Below are 13,583 nucleotides of genomic sequence, written 5' to 3' on the forward strand. Positions count from 1 at the left end.
TTTTTCGATTATTCTCATTGATTCATTATTTAGAAATCATCCCATGCGGGTCAATGACAAATTTCTTCGCTACACCGGAATCAAAGTCGCTGTATCCTTGAGGGGCTTGATCAAGGTTAATGACGGTTGCATTCACCGCTTTGGCGATTTGTGCTCTTCCGCTTAAAATGGATTTCATTAGACTGCGGTGATATTGCATGACAGGGGTTTGGCCTGTCACAAAGGTATGGGCTTTTGCCCAGCCGAGTCCAATTCGCACTTTCAGTGATCCAACTTTTGCATCAGCATCCACTGCACCTGGGTCTTCTGTGACGTAAAGCCCTGGGATTCCGAGTTTACCGCCAACTTTGGTAATATCCATAATTGTATTTAAAACGGTTGCAGGCGCTTCTCCTTGATCTCCATGACCTGAAGCCTCAAAGCCGACACAATCGACGGCACAGTCTACTTCTGGCTCTCCTAAGATATTGGTGATTTGTTCGCCGATTCGATCATGTTTTCTTAAATTGATCGTCTCACAGCCAAAGCTTCTGGCCTGCTCCAGCCTTTGTTCATTCAAATCACCGACAATGACCGTAGAAGCGCCAAGAAGCTGAGCGGAATGCGCTGCGGCAAGACCTACTGGCCCTGCACCGGCAATATATACGGTTGAACCAGGCTTTACTCCAGCCGTATAAGCACCGTGAAAACCTGTCGGGAAAATATCGGAAAGCATCGTCAGATCAAGTATTTTTTCCATCGCTTGATCTTTGTCTGGAAATTTCAGCAGCTGGAAATCTGCATACGGCACCATGACATACTCGGATTGGCCGCCAACCCATCCGCCCATATCGACATATCCATAGGCAGAGCCTGGACGGTCCGGGTTTACATTTAAGCACACATGGGTTTTTTGTTCCTTACACATGACGCATCGTCCACAAGCAATATTAAAGGGAACGGACACAAGGTCTCCTTTTTGAATAAACTCCACATCTCGTCCAACCTCAACGACTTCACCTGTAATTTCATGACCAAGGACTAGTCCTGCAGGCGCAGTGGTACGACCTCTCACCATGTGCTGGTCACTTCCGCAAATATTCGTCGTCACTACTTTTAAAATGACGCCATGCTCACATTTGCGCCCCACATTGGCTTTCGGTACACCCGGGCCATCTCTTAAAATCAAATCAGGGTATCCAATATCCTCAACTGCTACATTTCCTGCTCCTTTATAAACGACACCTTTGTTTCCCGACATATTTTCATTCCTCCCTTTTTGTTTAAAAATGAAGTCTTTACAATTTTCTCTACTTCTGAAGCAATTCCCTGCTCCAAATGGCACAATTGATAAAAAAAAAGCGAAAAATGTCTATCACGGAGAGAAAAATGTATCTTCCAGTCAAATAAAAAAGAAAATATTGAAAAAAAAGCTAAACTTTTGAAGAACGGTGTCGATATAATAAATAAGCCAGACAGGTATCCTTAATCGACAAACAAATTCCTTATATATACTATCATTCCTTACACACCTGGCTGGCGCCTACATCATATACAAAAGTCTCTTCTGGTGAAGAGACTTTTTTTAATTCGTTCAAACATGATTCAATGACACGCAAAGAAGCTCCTCTCACGAAGAGCCTCTTTTAGAATGCTTGTTCATTACCTGGGAAATATTTTCATCATTTTAACGCTTTGATACAGATGTATGTATCATAGTGATAAACCGAAACTTCTCTAAAGTGATACGCTGAAAATAGGCGGCTGATCTCTTGTTCACTATACGATGAAAAAGAATGTGACCGCTTTTGTTCCTTCATCAGTTCCTGCTGTTGGAATGATAAGAATACTTCTCCATCCACTTGAAGAACGCGGTACACTTCCTTCATGACTTGCTCAATATCCTTCAAGTAATAAATGGTCTGCACCGTAAATAATTTATTGAATGATCTGTCTTCAAAAGGTAAATGCTCGGCTTTACCAAGAGTCACAACGGCTTTATCCTGTTCCACAAGCTTCTTATGTTTTCTTTTTGCATATTTGATCATATGACGAGAGGCATCCACTCCATATACTTTACCGCGATCAAGTTTCTCTGCTACCTTCGATAATGTCACGCCTCTTCCAGTACCGATTTCTAAAATCCGGTCATTTTCTTGTATATTTAAGAGTTGAATCGTCCATTCATTGATATTATGATGATTTTTTTCCATATAGCGGGCAACCCATTTTGAGAACAAGCCTTTTGGTTCCCTCATTTGTTTTCCAATCCAGCTTTGAATCAATGTTAACACCTGCTTTGCACCAGTAAATAAAACTATTTACGAATTTTCTTACTTTTCATATCGGCTCACACCTAACAAAGTTTAAGACCTAGTCCTAATCATTTGTTATTGATTAGACGGCATCTTTTCAGAAAATGTTTCGCAGAACTTCAAAAAATTTAATCCGAATAGGCGTTTTCATTAATTGTGCTCAGATTGATTTCGTTTTCTGCATGAGCTGCATATTTTATGAATGTATCTTGATTAGATAAAGGTGGTGCTAGATTATGGGCTTTGGTGGCGGTTATGCTGGAGGCTGCGGTGGTTACGGTGGCGGTTTTGCAGGCGGATTCGCATTGCTTGTTGTACTGTTCATTTTGTTGATCATCATCGGTGCAAGCTGGATTTGCTAATGTAAAAGGAGCAGGAAACGATAACGTTTCCTGCTCCTTTTCTTTAATACCAATAAGCTCGGTACTGATACATATATTGTCTGAGCATTTCCTCTTGCTCTCTTTGCATTCGGTACGGATTACCGTATCCATGCTTTAAGGAATGCGGAATGGATGCATATCCGTGCCCCACTGACGGAAACCTCATATATGGTGACATCGACATTCGTTGATCACCTCACAATCTCCTTTTACGGATATCATATGTGCAGATGATCAATGTGGAGCGTGTCTAAACCTGGTCCTTCTCCATAGTATAACAATCAAGTATTGCAAGCATCATAAACATGTCAATCTCCTCCTTTTCGCATTTTTCTTTTCGTATTTTAGTTCATGTACTTTAGTTGTTTCTGCTTCATTTCTTCATACAATGTTTCGACTTGTTGTTCATAAAGAACTGTTTCAATGTCTTTGTATTTTCGTCGGATCGTCAATGTGATAAAAAATAAATGGATTGTCATATACGCTCACCTCCCTTAAGTTCGCGGCACGCGAAATAGCCCGCAGATCTTCTTTGTCAGTTGACCTGTGGGCACACAAAAATGCAGATCAAAAGACAGTGTCTTCCAACCTGCAATGGATGATACGTAAAATCCTCGTTTACTTTAACAGTTTTGAAGCGTGTGCACCGTATAAGGTAAAGGAAGGACACGAGCTCTTCCACAGGCTGATGACATGATGAAATTGTTGGTTGAATTGTTCACAAGTAGATACGAATAACATATTCTTCAGCCTCCTTTACGTTTTTAATTACTTTGTTAGTATATCCAGCAAGCACCATTTTGTAAACCTGTTTTTAGTAAAATAGATGATTTTTGTGTGTTTGACTAAATTTCTACATTTATTCTTGTCCGATTGTCCAATACAATCAAAAAAAGTCTCCTCACGTATATGAGGAGACTTCAGATTGTTGACAAAGGGCTAAAATGATTTTTATTTTAGCCCTTTGTCTTCTTTTCAGCGTGATAGAAAACCTTTGCAGTCTAGGAAGGGCGAGCACCGGAGCGGAGCGAATTTGACATTCGTGAGCACCGGAGCGCAGACCTGACAACGAATGCGAGGGTTTGTCTACACGCTGAAGCCCCCTCACGTATATGAGGAGACTTTTCGAATTAATCTTCATCTAGTTCTTGCAGTTTCTTTTGAAAAAAGATCGCGCGTCTCACACAAAGAAAAGCTGCTAATAAGAAAATACAATCAATTCCCATCATCAGCATTTTTGGAGATGCTTCGATGTGTTGGCTTGGTATGATCGTACCAATATATAAAAAGGTGCTGACAGCAAGCAAAATAAAAGCGTACTGCTTGTAATCTGTCACTAAACCACTCCACTTTTTCTTCACTTGAATCACCTTCCTGTTTAACATGTCTATTGATAGCTTAACATAGTAAAAGAAAGGTAGTGGCATGTAAATCTATCCATTCACTAGTGCGTTTAGCCCCTGCTTCATATCATTCAGTAAATCATCCACATCTTCAATCCCGACGGATATACGAATTAGCCCATCAGTGATGCCAAGCTCCTCGCGGCGGTATTTTGGAATGGACGCATGAGTCATTCGAGCAGGAACAGAGATTAAGCTTTCAACCGCTCCAAGGCTTTCTGCGATCGTAAACAGCTTAAGCTGACTTAAAAACACATCGACATGTTCTTCTTTTCCAATGTCAAAAGAGATCATGCCGCCGTAGCCTGATGCTTGCGTTTTTGCAAGTTCATGTCCAGGGTGAGCATCAAGGCCTGGGTAATAAACACGTGTGACTGCTGGATGTTGTTCTAAAAACTCAGCGATTTTCTGTGCATTTTGCTGATGTGCTTCCATTCTTAGTCCAAGCGTTTTGATTCCTCTCATGAGAAGCCATGAATCCTGCGGTCCAAGAATTCCACCAGTAGAATTTTGAACAAAATGCAGTTCTTCCCCAAGCTCTTCCGTCGCTGTTACAACTAGCCCGCCTACGACATCACTGTGGCCGCCTAAATATTTAGTGGCACTATGCAGGACAATGTCCGCCCCATATTCAATCGGCCTTTGGAAATAAGGTGTGAAAAATGTATTATCAACAATCATTAAGATGTTGGCTTCTTTTGTCAATTGGCCGATCGCTTTGAGATCAGTCATTTTCAGTAAAGGATTGGTTGGTGATTCAATGTAAACTGCTTTTGTTTCAGGTAAAATCGCCTTTTTCACTGCTTCAGGATCACTTGTGTCAACAAAGGTCGCTTGAATGCCAATACGGTTGAGTACCTTTGTGATGACGCGGTACGTTCCGCCGTATACGTCATCTGTCAGGACAATATGATCTCCGCTGTTAAACAGCATCATCACTGCCGTAATGGCAGCCATTCCTGAACCAAATGCGTAGCCGTTTGCTCCTCCTTCAAGATCACGAATGACGGTTTCTAGTGCCGTTCTTGTTGGATTCGCAGTTCTTGAATATTCATATCCTGTATGTTCGCCTGCTTTCGGCTGCTTATATGTGCTCACTTGATATATCGGCACAGACACAGCGCCCGTTTTTTCATCACCAGTTGTTCCGCTGTGTATCATCATTGTTTTTCGTTTCATTTTATTTTCCTCCCTCATAAATTCCTTTACTTAAATACCGTTCACTGCTGTCAGGAAAAATGGTGACGATGACTGTCCCAGGTGCTGCCTTCTTCGCTTCTTCTAAAGCGGCAAATAACGCTGCACCCGAAGAACTCCCGATGAGAACGCCTTCTTTTTCAGCAGCTACTTTCACCATTTGGAAAGCATCATCATCACTGACGGTATATATCTCATCGAATAAAGCAGATTCCATATAATCTGGGATAAATTCAAGGCCGATTCCTTCCGTTCTATGCGGACCCGGATCTCCTCCATTTAAAATCGATCCTTCAGGTTCGACAACAACTGTTTTTAACGCAGGATGCTGCTTTTTTAAATAGGCAGCACACCCTTGAAAAGTCCCGCCAGATCCCGCTCCTGCAACGAATACATCGATATTTCCTTGCAAATCGGACCATAATTCTGGGCCAAGTGTTTTATAGTAAGTCAATGGATTTACTTGGTTTTTAAATTGTAAAACGCAATAGGCATTGTCAAGGCTTGCCTCTAGTTCAAGGGCTCGATCAATCGCACCCTTCATGCCCTCTTTTCTTGGTGTATGAATAATCTCTGCACCGAGCGCCTTCATGAGCTGTTGTTTTTCTTGACTAAAATGTTCTGGTACGCAAAAAATGGTCCGCAATTGATGCTTTCTTGCACTGAGGGCAAGCCCAATTCCTGTGTTTCCAGCAGTTGCTTCAATGATGGTTCCGCCAGGGCGCAATTTGCCAGATGCCAATGCTTCTCTTATGAGCATATCACCTAAACGATCTTTAATACTTCCACCCGGATTCATCATTTCAAGCTTTGCATATACCTCTACACCTTCCTGGATGCCGATTCCTGACAATTTTAAAAGCGGTGTGCGGCCAATTAATTCTGTAATATCCTGTATGACAGCCATATGATTCCCTTCCTTTGTATGGAAAAGAAGGGGGAATCCCCTTCTTTTATTGAGTTTGCTTTATCATACGCAAGACAAGGTCGGTTGAGTGAATCGCTGCTTGTTCAAGAAATTGATCAAATGAGACATTGGATTCTTTCCCTGCAATATCAGATAGCGCTCGAACGACAACAAATGGCGTTCCAAAGAGCTGGCAAACTTGTGCAACGGCTGCGGCTTCCATTTCCACCGCATATAGCTCTGGAAACTTCTCTCTCACAAACGCTACACGATCCGGATCATTCATAAATGAATCTCCGGTTGCAATCGTTCCTTTTGCCACTTGGATATGATCGATCTCTAAAGCCGATTCCTCTGCCAGCTTCACAAGCTTTTCGTCTGCAACAAAAGCAGCTGGCAATCCTGGTACTTGTCCGTATTCGTAATTAAAGATCGTGACATCCACATCATGATGTCTAACATCAGTAGAGATGACAATATCCCCTACATTTAATGTGTGATGGAAACCGCCAGCTGATCCTGTATTGATCACATAATTCGGCTGAAAGCGGTCAAGCAGAAGTGTTGTGCTGACCGCTGCATTCACTTTTCCAATCCCTGATTTTAATAAAATCACTTCTTTATCTTCATAAACACCTGTTGTGAATTCACACCCAGCGATGTTTTCTTGTGTAGCATTCTTTAGTTGATCTCTTAATATCGTCACTTCTTCTTCCATTGCACCTATGACTGCGATTTTCAAATCAAAAACATCCTTTCATTCCCTTTTCTTCGCTTCTACGATCCAAACAAAATCATTCATTTGATGAAAGGACGTACTAAAACCTTCTTCTTCAAAGATTTGCTTTAGCACATCGATGGATGGATAATATTCCGTTTCTAAATCTTCAGCAAGCTGATCAAACCCTGCCGCTTTCGCTTTGTCAATTTCAGCTTGATGTGCTGCTTGATTTTGAAACATTGTATCAGCAAAGACTATTTTACCATCTGAGTGAAGGATGTTGCTATAGGTGTGAATGGCTTGTTTTTTTTCTTCGTCCGTTAAATGGTGGAAAGCATATGAACTGACGATTGTATCCGGCTCAAATGGCGGCGCTGGAAATGATAAAAAATCCCCATCATGAAACACATCGGGTATTCCCTTTTGAAGAGCCGCTTTCTTCATGGCGTCTGATGGTTCAACGCCAAATACGTTCTTATCTGCTGCGAGCAGTGCCGCTGTTAAATTCCCCGTGCCGCTTCCAAACTCAAGAACATCTTGACCTGCACGCAGAACAATTTCTTTTAAAATAACCGGATACCGGCGAAACACTTCTTCATACTGCTCATCATGACCACTTACCGTGTCGTCATAAGAGTCAGCCCAATGATCAAATAAAGAAAGAAACTCACGTCCCATTTTCTTTTCCTCCACTTTATCTATTTATTCCTATGCGTATAGTATGTTTTAATCCGTCGAACAGTTCCTATCCTACCACATGTTCAGTTTCTTTCCTACTAAAAAATACTGGGAGGGGTAGAAAAATATTTGCTCTTTTAGAGGAGAGAGATTAAGATGAATGAAGAGTATGGAGAGGTGAATCAAATGGATTTCCAGTTGGATTTTCTAAAGGATAAAATTGAATTCTTTGAAGCATCGTCTTTAAAAGAACTTGAACAAAAGATCCAAAAACAAATTGAACATAATCAGGCAATCTTGCTGACCGTTCATTCTGTCAGTCATCAAACGACTGTGATCGATGACCGAATTTTGTATACAGCGGTTGTTCATTTTAAGGCGAATATCTAAAAAAAGATAGCATGGCTGCTATCTTTTTTTCATGTTTATTTTAATTTTTCAACCTTTACAGGTTTCCAGCCTTTTTCATCTACCCATGTGATTTCCACGCGGTAGCGTTCGCCTGTTGATTTGTCACGGATGGTTCCCTTTGCATCTTGAGGGCCTCCGTTATTTCCTAACCAAAGAACTGTCATTTGATCTTCTGAAATTCCCGTTGCATAGGACATGGCTTTCATCATTTCTTTCCAGTCTTTTGAGTTAGAATCATAGGTTGCTGTATGTGAACCGGATTGCTCTGTTCCTACAGGCTCCCAGTCATCGCTTTCGTATGTTTTGTCTACGTCACTCGTTTTGCCGCCATCTGTTTCTTTGGCGTCTTTTAACGCATCTTTATTAGGCTCTTTTTCATCATCTGACTTCTTCGCATCGTCGTCTTGATCAGATGAGTCATCTTTTTTTGCATCTGAATCATCGGATGTGTCTTTCTTTTGATCTTTCACATCTTCATCTGATTTTTGTTTATTTTCACTTGTTGCAGGCGCTGTTTTAGATGGTTCTTTCGCTACATCTGTGTCTTTCGGTTTATTAAAAATTAATAAACTCGTTGCGACCACCAAAATAAGCACCACAACGATACCAATTAATATGTTAAGCACCATATTGGCCTTTCTGCGCTTATCACGATGTTCAAATCGAGAATTTCTACTCAAAATCTCTGCACTCCTTTGCCTCTGTTCCCTAAGTCGTTACTATTTTAACATGACATGAAGGGATGTTCTATGTCTGTTTCTTTTCAATTTCGTTGACCTTTTTTACAATATCATAAAACGCATCATTTGTCTTAGCCCGGCCACTTGTCTCATCAAGGTGAACAACGACAAGAGCATATTTTGGTTTTTCCACCGGAAAGTATCCAGCAAACCACTTATGATAAAGCGGATTCCCCTTTTTATCTTTACTGCCAGTTTGGGCAGTGCCTGATTTCCCCGCCACATCAAATGGAAGGTCTTGAAACCTTCTTCCTGTTCCTTTGTCAGACGTCACCACCTCCCTTAAGTACTTTTGCAGCTTTTGTGCTGTATAGCGGTCAATACTGCCCCCTACTGGTCGTTTGTTTTGAAAGGTTAGCATCGTTGTTCCGTTTTGATACAGCACTTTTTCAGCGATTTTCACTTCTTTTCGTTCTCCGCCTCTTGCAATCGACGCCATCATATTGGCCATTTGCAAAGGAGTCGTTTTGACATTTTTTTGCCCTATTGCGGTTTGGGCAATAGCCTTTTTAACATGCTTGTCTCTTTTATCCCCCCACACATTGCCGGTTTCTTCACGATCAAACTGTTTGAAATGCTGCTTATGATAGACATCCCCTTCCCAGCCAGCTCGATCAATGAGTCCAAGCTTTGCAGCCGTCTTTTCAATGATTTGATCATCTGTTTGGATCAGCTTGTCAGCAAGTGTTGCAAAGGTATAATTACAGCTCTGCGAAAAGCTCTCAGACAGATTCAGCACTTCCTGCGTTCCTTCTGGCTCTCCATATAAATTCTTTCGACAGTCATACATCGTTTGTGGCTGGTCGAGGTTTTTTTCGATTGCTGCGGCAAGTACAGCGGTTTTAAAGACAGAGCCTGGTGCCATGGCAGTCAGCATGTAATTTCTTGCTTCATGCCGGTTTTTGCTTGTGACGTTTGGCATACTTGCCATCGCCAGCACACTGCTGCTTTCAATGTCGAGCAGAACGGCCCCGCCTTTTTCGACGCCCTGGTCTTTCAGTACCTTCTCCATTTCAGCTTGCATGTTTTCATCAATTGTTGTTTGAACTTGAAGAGGATAAAATGAATGAGCCTCTGCTGTATATTTGACGTCCATCCCAAACAAAGGGTTTCCCCTTCCGTCCACATGATATAACAATTTTGTGTCTTGCTCGGGTAATAAAAATTCGTCAAAGGTACTTTCCAGCCCAAAAGTGCCGATTTCTGTACGGATGGAAAGCTCTTTTTTGTCAGGATAACGCTTTCTGAGCAATTCTGGATTCTCGCTCGTGAAGCCTAATGTGTGGAGGGCAAGTCTTTTTTTGTCCTTCTCTTTCATATATACGCCGTACACACCTGAATATTTCATATCATTGATGTCTTTCAGCTTTTTTTTCGTGATGTCATCTTTGAGAATCAGAGGTTTTTTGGTTTCTGTCAGCTGTTTTTTGAGTTCATCTTCTTCCATCTCAAGAATAGAGGCGGTTTGTTTTAAATGAGGAAGATCATATTGCAGGAAAGGAAATAAGATCACCGCAGGCTGTTCTTTTGTGAGAAGCGCCTCGCCGTTTCGATCTAAAAATTCACCGCGGCCATCTGAAATGACCACTTCTTCTGTACGCTGTTTGACACTTTCTTGTATTAAATTGATATCAAGCTTTGAAAAAGATTCTGTGAAAAACAGTTGAATTTCTGCCAGTCTCATGAGAAGACCAAGCAGCAGTATAAATATAATAGCACCTGTCCATTGAATTCTACGTTTTTTGCGCATAAAAACACCTCGTCCCTATTGTGGACGAGGTGTTTATCGTATAAACGTGATTATGAAATTTTTACAATTTGGACGAACATTTCTCCGCCAGGTGTTTGAACGGTTACTTTGTCGTCTACTTGTTTGCCTAATAGGCTTTTTGCAATTGGTGAATCGTTTGAAATCTTTCCTTCGAACGGATCAGCTTCTGCACTTCCAACGATTGTGTAAGACTCTTCTTCTCCGTCTGGTAATTCAACGAATGTGACTGTTTTACCAAGTGAGACAATATTTGAGTTTCCTTCATCTTCGATAATTTTGGCATTGCGAATCATATTATCAAGCGTAGTGATACGCCCTTCTACAAACGCTTGCTCTTCTTTAGCAGAATCATATTCCGAGTTTTCAGAGAGGTCTCCAAAGCTTCTAGCGATTTTAATACGCTCTACAACCTCTTTACGTTTAACCGTTTTCAAATGTTCAAGCTCTTCTTCTAATTTACGTTTTCCTTCTTCTGTCATTGGAAATACTTTCTCTTGTGCCATGAATCATTCACTCCTTCTATTAATCCTCATCATACATACTTTCTGCACGTGAGTGACGACTGAAATATACAAGAATGAGGACTTCTTCATGCCCTCATTCCTTCTGTCCCATATTTGTAAAAGTCCATCTTACATGGCGTCCCTTTTAGATGCAACTATTATGCCTTTTCTCAGATAGGACCATCCGCAGCGGTCAAAAGATGATCTATCTTATCGCACAAACTGTGGAAAGGCACAGGAAGCTCCTGTACCTCGTTCGCCATTTCGATCATATGTAGAAGAATAGCTTATCCATTCTCCATCTTCCCAATACATAATATGGTCAGTGTACGATATGTCTATGCTATATTATTACATAATTGCTTTTTGATCAAGAATTGTTTGAAAATTTGTGATGATTTGTTTGTCGTTTTTTTAATATACTTTTACAAAATCGAAACCACTTCAATATTCAGCTTGAAAACGACATTTTTCTACATCTATTTCACATCATTGTTTTCCTATCATATCAAATCTTTCATTCAAAGTGTTACTTCTTAAAATATTTAAGCAGCTTCTACTTTTAGAAACAAGTGAAATATGGTATTTATTCTCTTTATTATGATGTTGAAAAGACCTTTACAATGTAAAGGTCTTTTTCTTCTCCACCGTTTACTCTGCTCGGTTTTGAAGAATCGTTTGAATTTTTGTCACCATTAAGTCAATCGCCACATGGTTTTGGCCGCCTTCTGGGATGATGATGTCAGCGTATCGCTTTGTCGGTTCAATGAATTGATTATGCATGGGTCTGACAACAGATACATACTGTTCAATCACAGAATCGATTGAACGGCCTCTTTCTTTCGTATCGCGTAAAATGCGGCGAATGATGCGAAGATCTGCATCTGTATCGACATACAGTTTAATATCCATTAAGTCTCTTAGACGTTCGTCTTCTAGTGCAAAGATGCCTTCAACGATGATAACATCCTTTGGTTCAACATGGACAGTCTCTTCTGAACGTGTGTTGAGCTTGAAATCATATATTGGTTTTTCAATGGATTCGTACTTTAAGAGCTGTTCCAAATGCTCAAACATCAGGTCATTGTCGAATGCGAGCGGATGATCATAGTTCGTAAGCAGACGCTCTTCAAATGGCATATGACTTTGATTTTTGTAATATAAATCTTGCTGAAGCATGAGGATGGAATGTCCTTTAAATTTTTCATAGATTGAATTGGTGACGCTCGTTTTACCTGAACCTGAGCCGCCAGCAATCCCAATGACAACTGGTTTACTCCTCATGTGCCTGTTATTTCCCCTTTCTCATCATGTTGCTTGGGTATACTTTTTGATCTAGCTTGAATTTGACGATTTGTAGCGGATGACGAGCGGCATCTAGTTCATTTCCTTTTTCATCCCAAATCGTCTCAATTTTGCATGTGAAATTCTCAATTTCTGGTCCGAAAAATTCGACTTCGTCACCAGCTTTAAAGAAGTTACGCTGCTGCAATGTGACGATTTGTTCTTTTTCATCATAATGAAGAACGAGACCTGCGAAATCAAAAGTCGTTTTCTTTCCATGAATGCCAAACATTTGCTCATCCGTTCCTGGTACACCTTCAAAAAAGGCTGGTGCTGTGTCACGGTTTGCACATTTATCTAATTCATCTAACCATTCCTGCTCAATGAAAAAATTGTCCGGGTCCGCACAATAGGCGTCGATGACTTTGCGATACACACTCACGACAGTTGCCACATAATGAATTGATTTCATTCGCCCTTCGATTTTCAAGCTGTCAATTCCCATTTCGATCATTTGAGGAATGGATTCGACAAGCTTTAAGTCTTTTGGACTCATCGCAAATGATGCGTCTTCCTCTCCAAATAATGGCGCTTCCTCAGAACCTTCTAGTTTATAAAGATCATAATCCCAGCGGCAGGACTGGCAGCAGCCTCCGCGATTAGAATCTCTTGCCGTCATATGGTTACTGAGCACGCAGCGGCCAGAGTAAGCAATACACATCGCACCGTGAATGAACGTTTCAATTTCAATATCGACCTTTTCTTTCATTTCTCTAATTTCCAGCGCACTTGTCTCGCGAGCCAGCACCACACGCTCAAGCCCTTCTTCTTTCCAAAACTGAACAGCTTTCCAGTTCGAAAGAGATTGCTGTGTGCTTAAATGGACTTCAAGCTTCGGTGCGACACGTTTACACGTTTCAATGATCAGCGGGTCAGCCACAATAATGCCCGCTACTCCAGCGCCTTCAATCCCTTGAAGGTATTCCTCCAGCCCGTCCATGTTTTCGTTGTGGGCAAAGATATTCGTTGTCACATAGATTCGTGCACCGTATTTTTTTGCAAATGCAACACCTTCAGCCATTTCCTCAATCGAAAAGTTATCGGCATTTGAACGAAGTCCAAATTCTTTTCCGCCTATAAAGACAGCGTCTGCTCCGTAATGTACAGCAATTTTCAGCTTTTCCAAGTTTCCTGCTGGTGCAAGCAGTTCTGGTTTTTTTGTAATGACACGTTTCCCGTCAATCATTTCAGAAATACCATCTTTCAATAGTGCCATTTCCTCTGCCTCCTC

At 41.1% G+C, this 13,583-nt stretch carries 16 protein-coding genes; 2 read left to right on the plus strand and 14 right to left on the minus strand.

Annotation, left to right across the window (positions count from 1 at the left end; genetic code table 11):
• Window positions 1-25: 25 nt before the first annotated feature.
• Both fdhA and MHB83_RS16910 read right to left on the minus strand, forming a co-directional pair.
• On the minus strand, window positions 26-1,240 hold the full coding sequence (gene fdhA / locus MHB83_RS16905) for a formaldehyde dehydrogenase, glutathione-independent (protein WP_050943691.1): 1,215 nt from the start codon (window positions 1,238-1,240) through the stop codon (window positions 26-28).
• A 421-nt stretch (window positions 1,241-1,661) separates the two neighbouring features.
• Window positions 1,662-2,264, minus strand: a complete 603-nt coding sequence (locus MHB83_RS16910; RefSeq protein ID WP_342496849.1) for a class I SAM-dependent methyltransferase — start codon at window positions 2,262-2,264, stop codon at window positions 1,662-1,664.
• Between the two features lie 335 nt (window positions 2,265-2,599).
• On the opposite strand from MHB83_RS16910, the gene MHB83_RS16915 reads away from it, so the two are divergent.
• The gene (locus tag MHB83_RS16915) at window positions 2,600-2,656 is read left to right on the plus strand and encodes a YjcZ family sporulation protein (RefSeq protein ID WP_269793919.1); all 57 of its coding nucleotides are present in this window, start codon (window positions 2,600-2,602) and stop codon (window positions 2,654-2,656) included.
• Window positions 2,657-2,699: 43 nt separating this feature from the next.
• Here MHB83_RS16915 and MHB83_RS16920 read toward each other — a convergent pair whose 3' ends face one another.
• The 7 genes from MHB83_RS16920 to MHB83_RS16950 all read right to left on the minus strand — a co-directional run bounded on the left by MHB83_RS16920 (window position 2,700) and on the right by MHB83_RS16950 (window position 7,583).
• Window positions 2,700-2,855: a hypothetical protein gene (locus MHB83_RS16920; protein WP_223251167.1), complete on the minus strand. Its 156-nt coding sequence runs from the start codon at window positions 2,853-2,855 to the stop codon at window positions 2,700-2,702.
• A gap of 166 nt (window positions 2,856-3,021) precedes the next feature.
• Window positions 3,022-3,156: a YrzI family small protein gene (locus MHB83_RS16925; RefSeq protein ID WP_003216232.1), complete on the minus strand. Its 135-nt coding sequence runs from the start codon at window positions 3,154-3,156 to the stop codon at window positions 3,022-3,024.
• Between the two features lie 651 nt (window positions 3,157-3,807).
• On the minus strand, window positions 3,808-4,038 hold the full coding sequence (locus tag MHB83_RS16930; protein ID WP_003216296.1) for a YrhC family protein: 231 nt from the start codon (window positions 4,036-4,038) through the stop codon (window positions 3,808-3,810).
• Window positions 4,039-4,110: 72 nt separating this feature from the next.
• Window positions 4,111-5,259 carry a bifunctional cystathionine gamma-lyase/homocysteine desulfhydrase gene (locus MHB83_RS16935; protein ID WP_342496499.1) on the minus strand — a complete coding sequence of 383 codons (1,149 nt, stop codon included), beginning with the start codon at window positions 5,257-5,259 and terminating at the stop codon, window positions 4,111-4,113.
• Window position 5,260: 1 nt separating this feature from the next.
• Window positions 5,261-6,184 carry a cysteine synthase family protein gene (locus tag MHB83_RS16940; protein ID WP_342496500.1) on the minus strand — a complete coding sequence of 308 codons (924 nt, stop codon included), beginning with the start codon at window positions 6,182-6,184 and terminating at the stop codon, window positions 5,261-5,263.
• Window positions 6,185-6,230: 46 nt separating this feature from the next.
• On the minus strand, window positions 6,231-6,926 hold the full coding sequence (gene mtnN, locus MHB83_RS16945) for a 5'-methylthioadenosine/S-adenosylhomocysteine nucleosidase (protein ID WP_342496501.1): 696 nt from the start codon (window positions 6,924-6,926) through the stop codon (window positions 6,231-6,233).
• Window positions 6,927-6,941: 15 nt separating this feature from the next.
• Window positions 6,942-7,583, minus strand: a complete 642-nt coding sequence (locus tag MHB83_RS16950) for a class I SAM-dependent methyltransferase (protein ID WP_226803762.1) — start codon at window positions 7,581-7,583, stop codon at window positions 6,942-6,944.
• 186 nt (window positions 7,584-7,769) lie between these two features.
• Between MHB83_RS16950 and MHB83_RS16955 the strand changes: the two genes are divergently transcribed.
• Window positions 7,770-7,973: a YrzA family protein gene (locus MHB83_RS16955; RefSeq protein ID WP_034620637.1), complete on the plus strand. Its 204-nt coding sequence runs from the start codon at window positions 7,770-7,772 to the stop codon at window positions 7,971-7,973.
• 35 nt (window positions 7,974-8,008) lie between these two features.
• Here the strand turns inward: MHB83_RS16955 and MHB83_RS16960 are convergent, their stop codons facing one another.
• From MHB83_RS16960 to MHB83_RS16980, 5 genes are all read right to left on the minus strand, one after another.
• Complete coding sequence (locus tag MHB83_RS16960; RefSeq protein ID WP_050943687.1) at window positions 8,009-8,674, minus strand: YrrS family protein; 666 nt, start codon at window positions 8,672-8,674, stop codon at window positions 8,009-8,011.
• Between the two features lie 67 nt (window positions 8,675-8,741).
• Window positions 8,742-10,484 carry a penicillin-binding protein 2 gene (locus MHB83_RS16965; RefSeq protein WP_342496502.1) on the minus strand — a complete coding sequence of 581 codons (1,743 nt, stop codon included), beginning with the start codon at window positions 10,482-10,484 and terminating at the stop codon, window positions 8,742-8,744.
• Window positions 10,485-10,534: 50 nt separating this feature from the next.
• Window positions 10,535-11,008 (minus strand): transcription elongation factor GreA, encoded by a 474-nt coding sequence (gene greA / locus MHB83_RS16970; RefSeq protein ID WP_003216248.1) that lies wholly within the window; start codon window positions 11,006-11,008, stop codon window positions 10,535-10,537.
• A gap of 651 nt (window positions 11,009-11,659) precedes the next feature.
• Window positions 11,660-12,292 (minus strand): uridine kinase, encoded by a 633-nt coding sequence (udk, locus tag MHB83_RS16975; protein ID WP_050943685.1) that lies wholly within the window; start codon window positions 12,290-12,292, stop codon window positions 11,660-11,662.
• Between the two features lie 7 nt (window positions 12,293-12,299).
• A complete protein-coding gene (locus MHB83_RS16980; protein WP_268459501.1) occupies window positions 12,300-13,568 on the minus strand; it encodes a U32 family peptidase in 1,269 nt (422 codons plus the stop codon).
• Between the last annotated feature and the right edge of the window lie 15 nt (window positions 13,569-13,583).

Origin of the sequence: Bacillus sp. FSL K6-3149 (assembly GCF_038630515.1) — a bacterium.
In the GTDB taxonomy this organism is placed as follows: domain Bacteria; phylum Bacillota; class Bacilli; order Bacillales; family Bacillaceae; genus Bacillus; species Bacillus pumilus.